General features: G+C 68.3%; 14 protein-coding genes. 10 read left to right on the forward strand and 4 right to left on the reverse strand.

Features of this window, described 5'->3' with window-relative positions; all coding sequences use genetic code 11:
- Nucleotides 1–27 precede the first annotated feature (27 nt).
- From ACHAA4_RS13745 to ACHAA4_RS13790, 10 genes are all read left to right on the forward strand, one after another.
- Nucleotides 28–1,260 carry a Gfo/Idh/MocA family protein gene (locus tag ACHAA4_RS13745; protein ID WP_435774740.1) on the forward strand — a complete coding sequence of 411 codons (1,233 nt, stop codon included), beginning with the start codon at nucleotides 28–30 and terminating at the stop codon, nucleotides 1,258–1,260.
- Between the two features lie 7 nt (nucleotides 1,261–1,267).
- Nucleotides 1,268–1,960 carry a ThuA domain-containing protein gene (locus ACHAA4_RS13750; RefSeq protein ID WP_435774741.1) on the forward strand — a complete coding sequence of 231 codons (693 nt, stop codon included), beginning with the start codon at nucleotides 1,268–1,270 and terminating at the stop codon, nucleotides 1,958–1,960.
- Entirely contained in the window at nucleotides 1,957–3,090 is a 1,134-nt protein-coding gene (locus tag ACHAA4_RS13755; RefSeq protein WP_435774742.1) for a Gfo/Idh/MocA family protein, read from the forward strand. The genes ACHAA4_RS13750 and ACHAA4_RS13755 overlap by 4 nt, the downstream gene beginning before the upstream one ends.
- 93 nt (nucleotides 3,091–3,183) lie before the next feature.
- Entirely contained in the window at nucleotides 3,184–4,245 is a 1,062-nt protein-coding gene (locus ACHAA4_RS13760) for a LacI family DNA-binding transcriptional regulator (protein ID WP_435774743.1), read from the forward strand.
- Nucleotides 4,246–4,356: 111 nt separating this feature from the next.
- Nucleotides 4,357–5,682 carry an extracellular solute-binding protein gene (locus ACHAA4_RS13765; protein WP_435774744.1) on the forward strand — a complete coding sequence of 442 codons (1,326 nt, stop codon included), beginning with the start codon at nucleotides 4,357–4,359 and terminating at the stop codon, nucleotides 5,680–5,682.
- On the forward strand, nucleotides 5,679–6,653 hold the full coding sequence (locus tag ACHAA4_RS13770; RefSeq protein ID WP_435774745.1) for a carbohydrate ABC transporter permease: 975 nt from the start codon (nucleotides 5,679–5,681) through the stop codon (nucleotides 6,651–6,653). The genes ACHAA4_RS13765 and ACHAA4_RS13770 overlap by 4 nt, the downstream gene beginning before the upstream one ends.
- A complete protein-coding gene (locus ACHAA4_RS13775) occupies nucleotides 6,650–7,579 on the forward strand; it encodes a carbohydrate ABC transporter permease (RefSeq protein WP_435774746.1) in 930 nt (309 codons plus the stop codon). Before ACHAA4_RS13770 ends, ACHAA4_RS13775 begins: the two co-directional genes overlap by 4 nt.
- Nucleotides 7,580–7,668: 89 nt before the next feature.
- Complete coding sequence (gene arfA, locus ACHAA4_RS13780; protein ID WP_435774747.1) at nucleotides 7,669–9,249, forward strand: arabinosylfuranosidase ArfA; 1,581 nt, start codon at nucleotides 7,669–7,671, stop codon at nucleotides 9,247–9,249.
- Between the two features lie 165 nt (nucleotides 9,250–9,414).
- The gene (locus ACHAA4_RS13785; RefSeq protein WP_435774748.1) at nucleotides 9,415–10,533 is read left to right on the forward strand and encodes a serine hydrolase domain-containing protein; all 1,119 of its coding nucleotides are present in this window, start codon (nucleotides 9,415–9,417) and stop codon (nucleotides 10,531–10,533) included.
- Nucleotides 10,534–10,608: 75 nt separating this feature from the next.
- Nucleotides 10,609–12,792, forward strand: a complete 2,184-nt coding sequence (locus ACHAA4_RS13790) for a beta-galactosidase (protein ID WP_435774749.1) — start codon at nucleotides 10,609–10,611, stop codon at nucleotides 12,790–12,792.
- A 128-nt stretch (nucleotides 12,793–12,920) separates the two neighbouring features.
- Here the strand turns inward: ACHAA4_RS13790 and ACHAA4_RS13795 are convergent, their stop codons facing one another.
- The 4 genes from ACHAA4_RS13795 to ACHAA4_RS13810 form a co-directional block, all read right to left on the reverse strand.
- The gene (locus ACHAA4_RS13795) at nucleotides 12,921–14,549 is read right to left on the reverse strand and encodes an aldehyde dehydrogenase (NADP(+)) (RefSeq protein WP_435774750.1); all 1,629 of its coding nucleotides are present in this window, start codon (nucleotides 14,547–14,549) and stop codon (nucleotides 12,921–12,923) included.
- Nucleotides 14,550–14,562: 13 nt separating this feature from the next.
- On the reverse strand, nucleotides 14,563–15,513 hold the full coding sequence (locus tag ACHAA4_RS13800; RefSeq protein WP_435774751.1) for a 5-dehydro-4-deoxyglucarate dehydratase: 951 nt from the start codon (nucleotides 15,511–15,513) through the stop codon (nucleotides 14,563–14,565).
- Between the two features lie 172 nt (nucleotides 15,514–15,685).
- On the reverse strand, nucleotides 15,686–16,591 hold the full coding sequence (locus ACHAA4_RS13805) for a LysR family transcriptional regulator (protein ID WP_435774752.1): 906 nt from the start codon (nucleotides 16,589–16,591) through the stop codon (nucleotides 15,686–15,688).
- Between the two features lie 170 nt (nucleotides 16,592–16,761).
- On the reverse strand, nucleotides 16,762–17,427 hold the full coding sequence (locus ACHAA4_RS13810) for a FadR/GntR family transcriptional regulator (RefSeq protein WP_435774753.1): 666 nt from the start codon (nucleotides 17,425–17,427) through the stop codon (nucleotides 16,762–16,764).

A 17,427-nucleotide genomic window follows, 5' to 3' on the forward strand; every position in this document is an offset into this window, starting at 1 on the left:
CATTCCTGCTGCCGCCGAGGAGTCAGATTGACCGAGTCCCCCGAAGTTCACCAGCCCACGCCCACGTCCGCCGGACGACCCCTGCGGGTGGCCATCATCGGGCACGCCTTCATGGGGGTCGCCCACACCCACGCCTGGCGGACCGCGCCGCGATTCTTCGATCTCGGCGACGCCCCTGAGATCGCCCTGCTCGTCGGGCGCGACGAGGCGCGCACCCGCGCCGCGGCCGACCGCCTGCAGATCGCAGAGATCGAGACCGACTGGCGCCGCGCCGTCGAACGCGAGGACATCGACGTCGTCGACATCTGCACCCCGGGCCACACCCATGCCGAGATCGCGCTGGCGGCTCTGGCCGCAGGCAAGCACGTGCTGTGCGAAAAACCGCTGGCGAATTCGGTGGCCGAGGCCGAAGCGATGACGGCGGCCGCCGAACACGCCGCGGCCCGGGGGGTCCGCACCTTCTGCGGATTCAGCTACCGCCGCACCCCCGCGCTGGCGCTCGCGAAGCGCTTCGTCGAGGAGGGTCGGCTCGGAGAGATCCGGCACGTGCGCGCCCAGTACCTGCAGGACTGGCTCAGCGACGCCGACACCCCGCTGAACTGGCGGCTGGACAAGGACAAGGCCGGAAGCGGAGCCCTCGGGGACATCGGGGCACATTCGGTGGACGCCGCCCAGTGGGTGTCCGGACAGCTCATCGAGGGCGTCTCGGCGATGCTGCACACCTTCGTGGAGACCCGACCGCTGGCAGGCACCGCAGAGGGTCTCGGTGGCAGCGCGGAGGCCGGCGCGCCGCGTGGTCCCGTGACGGTCGACGACGCCGCGGCCTTCACCGCCCGTTTCGACGGCGGAGCCATCGGCATCTTCGAGGCGACCCGCTTCGCTCAGGGACGCCGCAACGCCAACCGGCTGGAGATCAACGGGAGCCTGGGCTCCATCGCCTTCGACTTCGAGTCGATGAACACCCTCGAGTACTTCGACGCCCGCGACGACCAGGCGGCGCAGGGCTTTCGCACCATCCAGGTCACCGACGCAGTGCACCCCTACACCGATCACTGGTGGCCGGTGGGTCACGGCCTGGGCTATGGGGACCTCTTCGTGCACCAGGTGGCCGACGTCGTCGCGGCCCTCGAGGCGGGCACCGCTCCGCGCCCCGATTTCGCCGACGCATTGTCCGTCCAGCGCGTGCTCCACGCCGTGGAGGCCAGCGCCCACCACGAGAGCCGATACACCGCCGTAGACCGCAGAGATTCAGGAGACTGAGAACACCATGACCAAGACGGCACTCATCGTCCGCGGCGGCTGGGACGGGCACCAGCCCGTGGAGGCCACCGAGATGTTCCGGCCCTTCCTGGAGGCCAACGGCTACCAGGTGGTGATCCATGAAACCCCCGAGGTCTATGCCGATGCCGCGACCATGGAGTCTGTGGATCTGATCGTGCAGTGCATGACCATGTCCACCATCGAGAAGGACCAGCTCGAAGGCCTGCGCACGGCGGTCGCTGGTGGCACCGGACTGGCCGGATGGCACGGGGGCATCGCCGACTCCTATCGGGCCAGCGACGGATACCTGCAGCTGATCGGCGGACAGTTCGCCCACCACCCGGCGGTCCACCCCGACGAGCGGACCGGCGAGCAGTCCGACTACTACACCCCGCATCGCATCGACATCGTGCCTGAGGCCGCGGATCACCCGATCACCGCCGGGATCGAGAGCTTCGACCTGGTCACCGAGCAGTACTGGGTGCTCCATGACCAGCTCATCGACGTGCTCGCCACCACGACCCTGCCGAAGCGGGACTTCGACGACTGGGAGAAGCCGCACGTGAACCCGGCGATCTGGACCCGGCGCTGGGGCCAGGGGCGAGTCTTCGTCTCGACCCCCGGGCACCGCGTCGAGGTGTTGGAGGACCCGAACGTGCGCACCATGATCGAGCGCGGCATGCTCTGGGCCAGCCGATGAGCGCCGGGGCAGGGTCACCGCAGGGATCAGCTGAAGAACCTCAGCGCACGCTCAACGTCGGGCTCATCGGGGCCGGCAACATCAGCGGCCAGTACCTGGAGACGCTGAATCGGCTCCAGGACCTGAGCCTGGTCGCCGTCGCGGACCTCGACCTCGAACGCGCCCGTGAGGTCGCCGCAGCGGGCGGCGCCCAGGGCATGCGCGTCGATGAGCTGCTGGCCTCCCCGGAGGTGGAAGCCGTCATCAACCTCACCATTCCGCGGGCCCACGCGGAGACCTCGCTGGCCGCCATCGCCGCCGGCAAGGGCGTGTATGTGGAGAAGCCCTTCGCCGCGACCGTGGCCGAGGGCCAGCAGATGCTCGCTGCCGCCGAGGCGGCCGGAATGGTCATGGGCAGCGCCCCGGACACGGTGCTGGGCACCGGGGTGCAGACCGCACGAGCGGCCGTGGATGCGGGACAGATCGGCACCCCGATGAGCGCGGTGGCCACCATGGTCACCGCCGGTCATGAGAGCTGGCACCCCAACCCGGACTTCTACTACCAGCCCGGCGGCGGGCCTCTGCTGGACATGGGCCCCTACTACGTCACCAGCCTGGTCACGCTGCTGGGTCCGGTGACCTCTGTCATCGGCGCCGCCAGCGCGCTGCGCACCGAGCGCGAGATCGGGTCAGGTCCCCGAGCCGGAGAGAAGCTGAGCGTGAGCACCCCGAGCCACATCACCGGGGCGCTGATCCACGAGTCCGGGGCCATTTCCACCCTGGTGATGAGCTTCGACGGCACCGCCAGCCAGGCGCCACCGATCGAGGTCCACGGCACCGAAGGTTCGATGGCGGTCCCGGACCCGAACCACTTCGCCGGGGACGTGCAGATCACCCGCGACCGCGGCCATTTCCAGACCCTGGAGGCCGCCGGCGGCTACGTCCAGGCGGCCCGCGGCTACGGGCTGGCCGACCTGCTGTGGTCAGGCGCCTTCGACGGGAACCCCGGGCTGGGCCGTGCCCAGGGGGCCCTGGGGCTGCATGTGTTGGAGGTGATGGCCGGGGTGCTCAGCGCCGCGGAGACCGGAGCATCGGTGACCATCAGCTCGCGCGCAGATCGTCCGAGCGCGGTGCCGCTGGATCCTCGATGAGTGCCCCTTTCGGGGGTCTTGTCGCGGGCCCATGCCGCGTTCCTGCCCGGGGTCCTTCCCGGGGTCCTGTGGGGTCGGCCTAGGCTTAGGGTCATGACCCAGCCCAGCTCCCGGCCCACCATGCGCGACGTCGCTGAGCGCGCGGGCGTGTCGCCCAAGACGGTCTCCAACGTGCTGACCGGGACCGTGCAGGTCCGGGAGCCGACCCGGCTCCGCGTGGAGCAGGCGATGCGCGAGCTGGACTTCGTGCCCAATCTCAGTGCTCGCGGTCTGCGCAACGGTCGCTCCGGGGTCATCGGGCTCGCCCTGCCGGACCTGCGCGCCGCCTTCTCGGCGAGCATGACCCACGCCGTGGTCGAGGCCGCCCACGCGCGCGGGCTGGTGGTGCAGGTCGAGGAGACCGCCGCGGAGCCGGGCCGTGAGCATGACCTGGTCACCCGGGCCCGCACCCATCTCATCGACGGCATGATCCTGAATCCAGTGCGGCTGCAGGACAGCGTGGTCGAGCACCTGGATCATCTGCCGCCCGTCGTGCTGATCGGGGAGGTGGAGCAGCATCGCACCGACCGGGTCTTCATCAACTCCCGCGCCGCGGCCCGCGATGCCGTGCGCCATCTCGTCGCCCGCGGCGCCCGACGCATCGTCGCCCTCGGCGGCGCAGAGTCCGGTCCGGGCCTGGACAAGGCCACCCAGGGGCAGCGGCTGCGCGGATACCTCGCCGGCCTCGCCGAGGCGGAGCTTCCAGCGCGTCCAGAGCTGCAGGTCGAGGTGCCGGAGTGGACGATCGCCGGCGGTGCCGCAGGAATGCGACAGATCCTTGAGCAGGGGGCGGAGTTCGACGCGATCCTGGCCTTCACGGACTCCATCGCGCTGGGCGCCATGCATGAGCTGCGCAGCTGGGGCGCTCGCCTGCCCGAGGACGTCCTGGTCTGCGGCTTCGACGACGTCGAACACGCCCGCTTCGCCGGAACACCGCTGACCACGATCGCCTTCGACCACCAGGACTACGCCAATGCGGCGCTTGACCTGCTGACCTCTCGGATGCGGGATCGCACGCTGCCCCCGCGGGCCGAAGAGATCCCCTACGAGCTGCTCGCCCGGACCAGCACCATGGGCCCCCCTGCCGGTTTCTCAGGAAAAAACTCACAGAACTAGTGTGATGCGCACCACATCTGTGTAGGATGGGCGCAATCTTTACATCGATGTAAAAGATGCGGGCTCCGGATGGCGGGGCTTGAATCCACGTACGTCCGTGAGTGGTGAGTCATGATCGACAAACACATCAACCGACGAGGCATCCTGACCGGAGGGCTGGCCGCCGCAGGCCTCGCGGCGCTCTCGAGCTGTGCACCGGCACAGGGCAGCACGGCGAACTCGATCCAGTTCTGGCACCTGCTCAGCGGTGGCGATGGCATCACGATGCAAGGCATGATCGACCGCGTCAACGCGGCACACGGTGGTTTTCACGTGCGACCCACCGTGCTGGCCTGGGGCGCCCCGTATTACACCAAGCTGGCCATGGCGGGTGCGGGTGGGCGGGCTCCGGATCTGGCAGTCATGCACTCCTCGCGGGTGCCGGGCTACGTCCCCGGTGGACTTCTCGATCCCTGGGACCTGAACCAGCTGAATGAACTCGGGGTCTCGGAGTCCACGTTCACTGATCCCGTCTGGAACTCCAGCGTGGTGGACGGAGAGCTCTACAGCGTCGCACTGGACGCGCACCCCTTCATCACGCTGTACAACACCGAGATCTGTGAGGAAGCCGGAGTGTTGAACTCCGACGGGCAGCTCATGCGGCCCGACAATCCGGAGGACTTCCTCGAGATGGGTCGGGAGATCGCCGGCGTCACCGGCACCTACGGACTCTCCTACGGGTTCATCGGGGACGGAAACCAGATGTGGCGGCTCTTCTACACGCTCTACTGTCAGCACGGGCAACAGATGACATTCCCCCAGGGAGGATCTGTCGAGGTGGACGGCGACGCGTTCGTCGCGGTGCTGGAGTTCATGCACCGACTCGTCGATGGTGAGGTCGCCTCTCAACGCGGGACCATCGACGCCGCCGTCGCTGAATTCGCCGCGCAGCGGACAGGGATGCACTTCACAGGCGTCTGGGAGCTCCCTCCGATGAAGGAGGCCGGGGTCCCGTTGGGTGCGACCATGATCCCTCCGATCTTCGGAGACGAGGCTGTCTACGCGGACTCACACTCGTTCGTCCTGCCGCACCAGGCCAACCCTGATGAACAGATGCGCCGCGACACGTACACCGTGGTCGCAGAGCTGTTGAAGAACTCGATCACCTGGGCCGGCGCCGGGCATATCCCCGCCTACCTTCCCGTGACTGAGAACGAGGACTACGCGGAGCTCACTCCGCAGGCGGAGTACGCGGAGGCGGCGGATTATCTGGTCTATGACCCGGTGGCCTGGTTCACCGGTTCAGGGTCCAACTTCGTCCAGCAGTTCGGTCAGATCGTCGGCAGTGCGATCACCTCCGGAAGCGGGTACGACCAGGCCCTGGAGGAGTTCCGCAGCTACGTCAACAACCTTCTCGCCCAGCCCAATCCCGCCAATCCTCAGGGAGGACGGTCATGACCGACGTGATGGCAAGTCGCAGCGCTGCGGGTCCCGAGCCCAGTACGGTTCCAGGAGAGGACTCCAAGGGGCGCCGCACCTCACCCACCCGGGGGCAGGCGAGCCGACGTGGACAGCTGGTCGCCTGGGCCTTCCTGGGCCCGTTCATGGCGGCCTTCCTGCTCTTCGTGATCTGGCCGCTGATCCACGGAATCTACCTCTCTCTGACCGACCAATCGCTCACCGGAGCGGGTGGCAGCTTCATCGGACTCGAGAACTATTCCGAGGCGCTCTCCGATCCGGTCATGTGGACCTCCATAGGGAACACCGTCTGGTTCACGGTCATCACCACGGTGCCACTGGTGCTGCTGGCCCTGATCATGGCGCTGCTGGTCAATACCGGACTCCCAGGACAGTGGCTCTGGCGGTTGTCCTTCTTCATGCCCTTCCTGCTCGCCTCCACCGTGATCTCGCAGATCTGGGTGTGGATCTTCAATCCACAGATCGGCGCGGCGAACGAGATCCTCTCTGCCGTCGGCCTCGAGCCGATCGCCTGGCTGCAGACTGCGCACGTCGATCTGATCTCGATCGCCATCGCTACGGTCTGGTGGACCGTGGGGTTCAACTTCCTGCTCTACCTCGCGGCGCTGCAGAACATCCCCGATCTGCAGTACGAAGCTGCGGCCGTGGACGGCGCGGGCCGCTGGCGTCAGCTGGTCTCGATCACCATCCCTCAGCTGGGACCGGTCACCGGAGTGATTCTGGTGCTGCAGATGCTGGCCTCGCTGAAGCTCTTCGACCAGGCCTATCAGATGATGCAGGGCGGCTCCTCGGAGACCTCCCGTCCCATCGTCCAGTACATCTTTGAGGCGGGCTTCGTCGGGTACCGATTCGGCTACGCCTCTGCCATCTCGTACATCTTCTTCGTGCTGATCCTCATCGTCGGCATCTTCCAGATGGTCGTGCTTCGGAGTCGAAAGGGAAACTCATGAGTTCCACAGCCACCGCCACGAGGACCGACGACCCGCAGGTCGACGTCGCGCCGGTTGATGTCACCAAGGTCAGGCGCACCAACCGGATGCCGGGGGAGAAGCCGCTGGGCCCAGCGCGAATCCTGGCCTTCCTCGCTCTGGCCTTCATGGCGCTGCTCTGGCTTCTGCCGATGCTCTGGGCCGTCGTGACATCCTTCAAGACCGAGACCGACGCCGCCTCCGGGGGTCTGAAGCTCATCGGCCCCAACGGGGTCACCACCCAGGCCTACGAAGCGATCCTCGCCGAGGGCAACGTCTACGTCTGGGCGCTCAACAGCCTGTGGACGTCCGCGGTGATCACGCTCATCACGGTCTCGATCTCGGCACTGGCCGCCTATGCGTTCTCCCGGCTCGACTTCAAGGGCAGCCGCTGGATCTTCCTGGCGGTCATCGCCTCGATCATCGTGCCCCCACAGGCGCTGATCATCCCGCTGTATTACCAGATGTTGACCTTCAACATGGTGGACACCTACTGGGGGCTGATCCTCCCGCAGATCGTGATGGCACCGATCATCTTCATCCTGAAGAAGTTCTTCGACGCCGTCCCCGTGGAGCTCGAAGACGCGGCGCGCGTCGACGGCGCCGGCCGGCTGCGGGTGTTCTTCTCAGTGGTGCTGCCACTCTCGCGTCCGATCCTCGGAGCAGTCTCGATCTTCGTGTTCATCCAGGCCTGGAACAACTTCCTCTGGCCCTTCCTGATCATCAACGACACCACCCTGATGACGCTGCCGGTCGGGCTGCAGACCGTGCTCAGCGCCTACGGCGTGCAGTACTCCCAGGTCATGGCGCAGGCGGTGCTCGCCGCGCTGCCGCTGGTCATCGTCTTCCTCTTCTACCAGCGCCAGATCGTCAAGGGGGTGGCGACCACCGGCTTCGGCGGCCAGTGACCCGATCGGCCTCAAGAGCAGACCCTCAGCGGCAGCGCAGTCCAACATCCGCGCCACAGCAGGCGCACATCCCGAACACAAGGAGCACCATGTCCCACGCCCGCATCATCGTCGACCGTGACTTCACCATCGCCGATGTCTCCCCGCGACTCTTCGGCTCCTTCGTGGAGCACATGGGCCGCTGCGTCTACACCGGCATCTACGAGCCCGGCCACCCCGAGGCCGATGACCAGGGATTCCGCAAAGATGTGATGGCGCTGGCCAAGGAGCTCGGCGCCACTGTCGTGCGCTACCCCGGCGGCAACTTCGTCTCGGGCTACAACTGGGAGGACGGGGTGGGTCCGCGCGAGGACCGGCCGGTCCGGATCGACGGCGCCTGGCACACCATCGAGACCAACGCCTTCGGCCTGCATGAGTTCGTCGAATGGGCGAAGCGGGCAGACATGGAGGTCATGGAGGCCATCAACCTGGGCACCCGTGGCGTGGACGAGGCCCGGGCGCTGGTCGAATACGCCAATCACCCCTCCGGCACCTACTGGTCCGACCTGCGCCGCGAACATGCCGCCGCCGCAGGGACCAGCGAGGAGCCCTTCGGCATCAAGCTGTGGTGCCTGGGCAACGAGCTCGACGGCCCGTGGCAGATCGGGCACAAGACCGCCGAGGAGTACGGCCGGCTCGCTCAGGAGGCCGCGAAGGCCATGAAGCTGGTGGACCCCGACATCGAACTGGTCGCCGTGGGCTCCTCGGGGAAGCAGATGCCGACCTTCGGCACCTGGGAGCAGACCGTGCTCACCCACACCTACGACGAGGTCGACTACATCTCGATGCACGCCTACTACCAGGAGCACGACGGCGACGCCGCCTCGTTCCTGGCCGAGGCGGTGAACATGGACGGCTTCATCGACGGGGTGGTCGCGACCATCGACGCGGTGAAGGCCGCCGGTAAGCACACCAAGCAGATCGACATCTCCTTCGACGAATGGAACGTCTGGTATCAGCAGGGCCTCGACACCGAGGACCAGCCGGATCAGGTGGCCAAGGAGTGGAAGAGCCACCCGCGACTGATCGAGGACCGGTACTCGGTCACGGACGCCGTCGTCGTCGGCACCCTGATGCACTCGCTGCTGCGCCACGGCGACCGGGTGCGGATCGCCAACCAGGCGCAGCTGGTCAACGTGATCGCGCCCATCCGCTCGGAGGAGAACGGACCCGCCTGGCGGCAGACGATCTTCTGGCCCTTCGCGCGGATCGCCGAGCTGGCCACCGGAGAGATCCTGCGCCTGGTCGTCGACGCCGACCAGCAGCCCACAGCCCGGCACGGTGACGTCGACGTGATCGACGCGGCCGCCACCTACGACGCTGAGACCGGGGCACTGACCCTGTTCATCGCGAACCGCGGGCTCGAGGATGCCGCCGACGTGACCCTGGACCTGCGCGGGTTCACCGCCAGCGAGGTGCTGCGCGCGGAGGTGCTGACCATCCCCGAGGGCGGTGACCGGCACACCGCCAATGACCTGGAGAGCCAGGAGGCGGTGGGCCTGGTGCCGCTGGAGAGCGTCCGGCTGCTGGGCAGCGAGGAGTCCTCCGAGGATCGCGCCGGGGAGGGGACCGGGGTGCGGCTGAGCCTGCCGGCGCTGTCCTGGTCGGTGGTGCAGCTGCAGGTCGGCTGAGCTGCGACTGGCCTGCGACTGAGCTGCGACTGCCCTGTGGCGGAGCGCTCACCGGTCGACGCGAAGACGCGCGTTGACCGGTGAGCGCCGTCACACTAGCCTGTAAAACGATTTATGAATCGTGTTCCGGTGGCTCTGTCCGCATGATCGGCTGAAAGGGCGGCGATGGCTGGCTCCCCCCTCTTCTCCACCCCTCGCCCCGCCCGGGAGTCTGGATCCGAGGTGACGTCAGCGCTGGCACGGCTGGTGCAGCGCATCGAGGCGGAGCAGCCGGAGCTGCACGCGCTGCTGCTGGTGCATCACGGGGAGCTCGTGGTCGAACGGTACCGGCCGGGCCACAGCGTCACCGAACCCCACCGGCTCTACTCCGTGGCGAAGTCCTTCACCGCGCTCGCGGTCGGCGCGCTGATCGACGACGGGCGACTCCGGCTCACCGACCGCGTGGCAGAGCACTTCCCGGAGAAGCTGCCTCCCACGGTGCACCCCTGGATCACGGCCATGACCGTGGAGGACCTGCTGACCATGCGCACCGCGCATCGGATCACCAGCTTCACCCAGACCGATGACACCGACTGGGTGCGGAGCTTCTTCTCGGTGGAGCCGGCCCAGCCGCCCGGCACCCAGTTCGCCTACGACACCTCCGCCTCGGTGGTGCTCGCGGCACTGGTCGAGAAGCTCAGCGGAGACCGGCTGGAGAACTTCCTGCTGCAGCGGATCCTGGCGCCGCTCGGTTTCGGCGCCGAAGCGCGCACCGTGCCCGGTCAGCCGGTCCTCGAGGCGCGGCGCAGCCCGTTGGGCCTCACCGCCGCACAGCGCGGGGGACGCCCGAGCTGGGAACCGGTCCCCGAGAACCCACAGGGGGTCACCCATGGCGGTTCGGCGCTGTTCTGCACCGCCCGTGATCTCGCCCGCTTCGCTCAGCTCTGTCTGGCAGGTGGTCGATCCGGAGAGAGACAGGTCCTCTCGGCGGAGTTCATGGCGGCGGCCACCGGATGGCAGGCGCCCACTGCGGATGAGAACTTCCCCTGCCTCGAGAACCGGCAGGGCTACGGCTACCAGTTCTGGCGCACCCGCCACCAGGGGTTCCTCGCCTGGGGCATCGGCGGACAGATCGTGCTGTGCCTGCCCGCGCACGACCTCGCACTGATCACCACCGGCAGCAGCTTCGAGCGCAGCGATGGTCACCAGATGGTCTTCGACGCGGTCTTCGAGGAGCTGCTCCCGGCGCTGACCCCGGTCGGCACCCCGCAGACGACGCTGAGCATCCCCGGAGAGACCCTGTGACGAGCACAGCGCCGAACAGCCCGCAGGAGCTACGCGATAACCCCCGTACCCCGCACGCCTGACGAAAGGCCACGCATGACCCAGGACCAGCACGCCCGGCCGTCCACCCAGGACGGCGCCCCCCAGGATAGCGCCCCCCAGGATAGCGCCACCCGGCACGGCACCTCCCAGGGCTGGCCCGGCAAGGTGCCCGGGCTCGGCTACGGCGGCGACTACAACCCGGAGCAGTGGCCCCAGGCCACCCGGGTCGAAGACGTCGAGCTGATGACCCAGGCCGGTGTGAACCTGGTCAGCGTCGGGATCTTCTCCTGGGCCATGCTCGAACCCCGCGAGGGCGAATACGACTGGGGCTGGCTCGACGAGACCATGGACCGGCTCCACGCCGCCGGGGTCCGCGTCGCCCTGGCCACCGCCACCGCCTCCCCACCGCCCTGGCTGACCCACCAACACCCCCAGATCCTGCCCGAGACCGCCGACGGGACCACGCTCTGGCCCGGAGCCCGGCAGGCCTATTCGGTCTCCAACCCGGTCTTCCGCGAGTACGCGCTTCGGATGACCTGGGCGGTGGCGCAGCGCTACGCCACCCATCCGGCGCTGGCACTGTGGCATGTGGACAACGAGCTGGGCTGCCACAACGCCCACGACTTCTCCGACGACGCCGCAGCCGCCTTCCGCTCCTGGCTCAGCACCCGCTACGGCAGCGTCGAAGAGCTCAACCGGGCCTGGGGCACCGCGTTCTGGTCCCAGCGCTACTCCAGCTTCGAAGAGATCCTCCCGCCGCGCACGGCCCCGATGTTCGTGAACCCGACCCAGCAGCTGGACTTCCACCGCTACTCCTCCGACGAGCTGCTGGACTACTTCCGCGAGATCAAGGCGATCCTGCGTGAGTTCACCCCCGGAGTGCCGGTGACGACGAACTTCATGTGCAGCACCCGGACCAAACACATGGACTACTTCTCCTGGGCGCAGGAGATGGACGTGATCGCCACCGATCACTACACCGTGGCCGATGATCCCGACCGGCACATCGAGCTGGCCTTCAGCGCGGACCTGACCCGCGGCGTCGCCGGTGGGAAGCCCTGGATGCTGATGGAGCACTCCACCTCCGCGGTGAACTGGCAGCCGCGTAACCACACCAAGGCACCCGCCGAGATGCTGCGTGACTCGCTGGGCCATGTGGCCCGCGGCGCGGATGCCGTGATGTTCTTCCAGTGGCGCCAGTCCCGGGCCGGAGCGGAGAAGTATCACTCCGCGATGGTGCCCCACGCCGGCACCGACAGCGACGTCTTCCGCTCCACGGTGTCGCTGGGCGAGACGCTGCGCCGGCTCGCCCCGGTGCAGGGCTCCCAGGTTCACGCGGAGGTGGCGCTGCTATTCGACTATGAAGCCTGGTGGGGTGCCGAGCTGGACTCGCACCCGATCAACGACCTCTCCTATCCCCAGGAGCTGCTGCACTGGTATCGCGGCCTGTGGGAGTCCGGGGTGAGCGTCGACGTCGTCCACCCCTCGGCGGATCTCAGCCGCTACCGGGTCATCGTAGTGCCCACGCTGTATCTGGTCACCGACGCCGATGCGGCGAACATCGAGGCCGCGGCACGGGCCGGCGCCTCGGTGCTGGTGACCTGCTTCAGCGGGATCGTCGACGAGCACGACGCGGTCCGGCTCGGCGGCTACCCCGGCGCCTTCCGGGAGCTGCTGGGCATCCGTGTCGAGGAGTTCTGGCCGCTGCAGGCCGAGGAGGCGCTCCGCCTGGACGACGGCAGCCGGGCGGAGATGTGGAGCGAAAAGATCCACCTCGCCGCGGAGAGCGGCACCTCCGCAGAGGTGATCCGCCGGTTCGCGTCGCTGAGTCATCGTGATGACATGGGGTCGACAACAGGGTCGGTGCCTCCCAGCATCGCGCCGACCGGTGAGTTCACGCTGGCCGGCTGGCCCGCCGTGACGCGTCGCGAGGTCGGGGAGGGTGTGGCCTGGTACATCGGCACCCGACCAGACGCGCAGGCGCTGCACGGGCTGGTCCAGGAGGTGCTCATCGAAGCAGGTGTTGCGCCGGAACAGGTCGATGCTGGGGTGGGGGTGGACGCGGTGCGTCGGTGGACCGGGGAAGGCGAGGATGCCCAGAGCTTCCTCTTCGTGCTGAACCACACCGGACAGGACGCGACCCTCAAGGTGAAGGGCGTCGAGCTGCTCACCGGGGCCAAGACCCGCGGCCGACTGACCGTGCCGGGCGGTGGCGTGGCAGTGGTGCAGGAAGGCTGATCCGCAGGACATGCGTCCCGGCCGCGCGGCAGGCAGCGCACACAGCACGACGTCGGCCCCGATCCTGTTCAAGGACCGGGGCCGACGTCGTGTTCGGGTGCAGACTCGGGCTGAACCAGCAGCAGGGCTCAGTCGGTGAGTGAGATGGTGCCGTTGACGCGCCGGTTCAGCTTCCACGGGTTTTCGGCCTGGACCGGCTGGGGCAGCAGGGACTCCGGCAGGTTCTGGTAGGCCACCGGTCGCAGGAACCGCTCGATCGCGCGGGTCCCCACCGAGGTGGTGCGGGAATCCGAGGTCGCGGGGAAGGGCCCGCCATGGACCATCGAGTGGTTGACCTCCACGCCGGTGGGCCAGCCGTTGGCCAGGATCCGGCCGACCTTGCCCTCAAGGACCGGGATCAGCGGCGCGGCCTGCTCATGGTCAGCCTCGCTCAGGTGCAGCGTCGCGGTGAGCTGACCTTCGAGCTTCTTCGCCGCCGAGATCAGATCCTCCGGCGAGTCATAGCGCACCACCAGGGAGGCGGCGCCGAAGATCTCCTCATGCAGGACAGGGTTGTCCCGGAACTGCGCGGACGCGGCCTGGTAGATCACCGGGGCCGGGGCGTTCTCGCTCTCACCGTCGGTGCCGCGGCCCACCAGCTCCACACCGGACTGGGCGGCGAGCTGCTGGACGCCCTCGTTCCAGGAGGCGGCGATGGACTTGGTCAGCATGGTCTGGCCGGCGGCCGGCTTCGCGGCCTCGCCCACGGCTGCCAGGAAGGCGTCTCCGCTGGCGCCGCTGGGCACGAAGACCAGGCCGGGGGCGGTGCAGAGCTGACCGGAGGACCCGGTCACGGAGCCGAGATAGGCCTTGGCCAGGCCCGCGACGGCGTCCTCGCCGGCGGTGACGGTGTCCTCGAGCAGGCGCTCGAAGAAGAACACCGGGTTGATGCTGCTCATCTCCGCGTAGACGGGGATCGGCACCTCTCGGGCGGCGGCGGCCTGCATGAGCGAGACGCCGGCTCCGCGGGAGCCGGTGAAGCCCACAGCCTTGATCGCGGGGTCGCTGGCCAGCGCCTGGCCGATGGAGGCGCCGGGCCCGTAGATCAGCGAGAAGACGCCGGGGTGCAGACCGATCTCCCTGACCGCGGCGGTGATGGCCGTCCCGACGATCTCGGAGGTGCCGGGGTGGGCGTTGTGCGCCTTGAAGACGACCGGGCAGCCCGCGGCCAGGGCCGAGGCGGTGTCCCCGCCGGCCACGGAGAACGCCAGCGGGAAGTTCGAGGCGCCGAAGACCGCCACCGGGCCCAGCGGGATCATGCGCTGGCGCACGTCGGGCTTGGGCAGCGGCTTTCGCTCGGGGTCTGCGGTGTCCCAGCGGGTGCCGCGGAAGTCGCCCTGGCGCACCACCGAGGCGAAGAGCCGCAGCTGGTTCACGGTGCGGCCCCGTTCGCCCTGCACCCGGGCCTGGGGCAGGCCGGTCTCGGCCATGACCCGCATCGTCAGCGGCTCGGCCGCCGCCTCGATGTTCTCGGCGACCTTCTCCAGGAACCTCGCGTGGGTCTCCGGGTCCAGCTGGGAGAAGGAGTCGAAGGCCTCGGCGGCCGCTGCGGTCGCACGGGCGAGCTGGGCCTCATCGATCAGCGAATAGCCGGGCTCAAGCACCTCGTTGGTGGCGGGGTTGAAGCCGTTGACGGTTCGACCTGCGCCGGGCACGCTCTCCCCGGCGATGATCGAGGCTCCGGTCAGTTTCTGGGTCTCGAGGGTCTCTGTGGTCATGATGGAGTTCCTTTCAGGCACTGGCCAGAGCCGGTGCTTCTGCCGGCCGGATCCCGGCTGCGTCGATCAGATCGGAGAGGTCTTGGATGTCTTGGGCGGTCATGTCCTGCAGCGGCGGACGCACCGGTCCGGCGTCGCGGCCCACGGCCTTGAGTCCGCCCTTGACGATGGACACGCCGTAGCCCTTCATCCGGTCACGGATCTCCAGGTAGGGCAGTACGAAGCGGTTGAGCTTCTCGGTCACCGCGACGCGGTCCTGACGGCGCACATCGGCGTAAAACTCCAGGGCGAACTCCGGGACGAAGTTGTACATGGCTGAGGAGTAGGTGCTCATGCCCAGCTGCAGCATCGGCAGCGCGAAGGTCTCTGCCGTGGGGAGCCCGCCCAGGTAGAAGAGCCGGTCTCCGGCGGTCGCGACCACTCGGGTGACGGCCTCGATGTCTCCGGTCGCGTCCTTGAACCCGATGAAGTTCTCATGCTTGGCGGCGAGCCGGCTGACCGTGTCGGCCCGGTAGATCGCGTTGGCGCGGTTGTAGACGATCACTCCGATGTCCACCGCCGAGCAGACGGCGTCCACATGGGCCTCCAGGCCCAGCTGGTCGCATTCGGTCAGGTAGGGCGGCAGCAGCAGCAGACCCTCGCAGCCGGCTGCCTGGGCCGCGCGGGCGTTGGCCACCGCGAGATAGGTGGCGCCGCCTGCGGATCCGAGCACCGGGACGACGTCGCCGGCCTCCTCCACGGCCATCCGCGCGACCAGGGCGTTCTCCTCGGGGGAGAGGCTGAATCCCTCACCGGTGCCGCCGGCGGCGAAGAGTCCGGCGACTCCCTGGCGGGCCTGCCAGTTCAGGTGCCGGCGGTAGGACTCCTCGTCCACCTGCAGGTCGGCGGTGAAGGCGGTGACGGGGAAAGAGAGCAGTCCCTCTTTGAGCTGGTCCGCCAGTTCATGCGGGGTGTACTTGGCCACGGAGACCTTCCTAGGTTGTGGGTCGGAGGGCGTGCCTCTCCAGGAGGCGAACTCTCAGCGCTGCGGTGCCACTGAGCGGCAGCTCGGGGCATAGTCATTTCCACTGTAAGTTCCTGCAGTGATGCCCGTCTAAGCTTTGTTTCGTATGGATTGATGCTCTATACGCATCGAACTAGGCCGGGCTGGGCGCCGATCGCAGCGGCGTGTCGCCGAGGACCTCGAGCAGACTCGTCAGGGCCGGATTGCGGTGATTCCGACGCCAGATCGCATGCAGCTCCACGACGTCGCGGGCCTGTTCGGCGAGCTCCAGATGGGTGACGCCGGCTATCCCCAGCCGGGCGGCGGACTCGGGCACGAACGCGACGCCGCGTCCGGCGCCCACCAGCGAGACCATGGTCAGGATCTGGCTCACCGTGTGGACCACGTTCCCATGCTGGATCGGCATATGCCGGATCGCGAGGTCATAGAAGTAGCGGGCCTTCAGGGGCGAATGCATGATCAGCGGAGTCTCGCGCAGATCTGCTGCCTCCACCGGGCGGCCCAGCTGGGTGAGCGGGTGGTCGGTGGGCACAGCCAGGCGCAGTGATTCGGTCTGGACGAGCTTGGACTCGAAATGGTCCGGGTCGATGGGTGGACGAGCCAGGCCGAGGTCGATGCCGCCGCTGTTCAGCGCGGCCAGCTGTTCTCGGGTGACCATCTCGCGCAGATCGACGTCGACCTGGGGGAGGTGTTCGGCGGCGGTGCTGAGCACCTGTCCCAGGATGCTCACCGCGGAGGTGGCGGTGAAGCCGATGCGCAGCACTCCGGCGCGCCCGCGGGCGATCCGGCGAGCGGTCAGCGGGGCCTGATCGGCGGCGATGAGCAGCTTGCGGGCGTCGGCGAGAAAGGCCCGACCGGCCGTGGTGAGCGCGACTTTGCGGTTGTCCCGCTCGATCAGGCGCACCCCGACGGACTTCTCGAGCTTCTGGATCTGACGGCTCAGGGGCGGCTGGGTCATGTTGAGGCGTTCCGCCGCCCGCCCGAAATGCAGCTCTTCGGCCACGGCGACGAAGCTGCGGGTCTGGTCCAAAGTGAACACAATGCACTCCGAGTATCAGTAGCTGGTCTAGATGAGCGTTTGAGCATCATCGTGTCATGGGGGTCACACCAGCTCAAGTACAGGCGGCCGCGATGCCCGATGGGGATCGTGCGGTGCTCAACGAGCAGGGCGGCCCGGTGCTCGACCGGCAGGCGGAGCGGGTGGACAGGTCAGCTGAGCCCGAGCACTCGTCGGCGCGAGGCCGCCAGGTGCACGCGCATCGCCGCCGATGCCGCCGCCGGATCGGCCTCACGGACGGCATCGAGGATCGCCCGGTGTTCCAGGGCGGCCAGCTGATGCCTGGCGGCGCTGGCTTCCAAACGGGTCCGCGGCATGGAGATCATGGTGGGGCCCAGACGGCTCACCGCCTCGATCAGGTGCGGGTTCCCCGCGGCGTCGGCCAGGGCGTGATGGAACGCGAAGTCCTGCTCCACGGCCGTGGCGGGATGTTCGACGGCGGCCGCGAAGGCCTGAAGTGCCGCAGTCATGGCGGCGAGCTGGTGCTCCGTGCGCCGGGAGGCGGCCAGTGCGGCCGCCTCGCATTCGATGGCCATCCGGTATTCGATGAGCAGCGCCCGGTCCTGGGCGGTCCGGGGAGTGGGGGTCGGTGAAGTCTGCGTCTCGGCTGGGGCGGCCAGCACGAAGCTGCCGGTGCCGCGCCGGGTGTGGATCAGGCCCTCGGCGCGCAGCTGAGTGAGCGCCTCGCGCACCACCGTGCGGCTCACGCCGTGGGCATTGATCAGCTCGGATTCGCTGGGCAGCTTGGTGCCGAGGGTCAGCGTGTCATCGAGGATCTGCTGGCGCAGCTGTGCGGTGAGGTTCTCGGTGCGGTTCAT

Origin of the sequence: Nesterenkonia maliinae (assembly GCF_051262655.1) — a bacterium.
Classification (GTDB): domain Bacteria; phylum Actinomycetota; class Actinomycetes; order Actinomycetales; family Micrococcaceae; genus Nesterenkonia.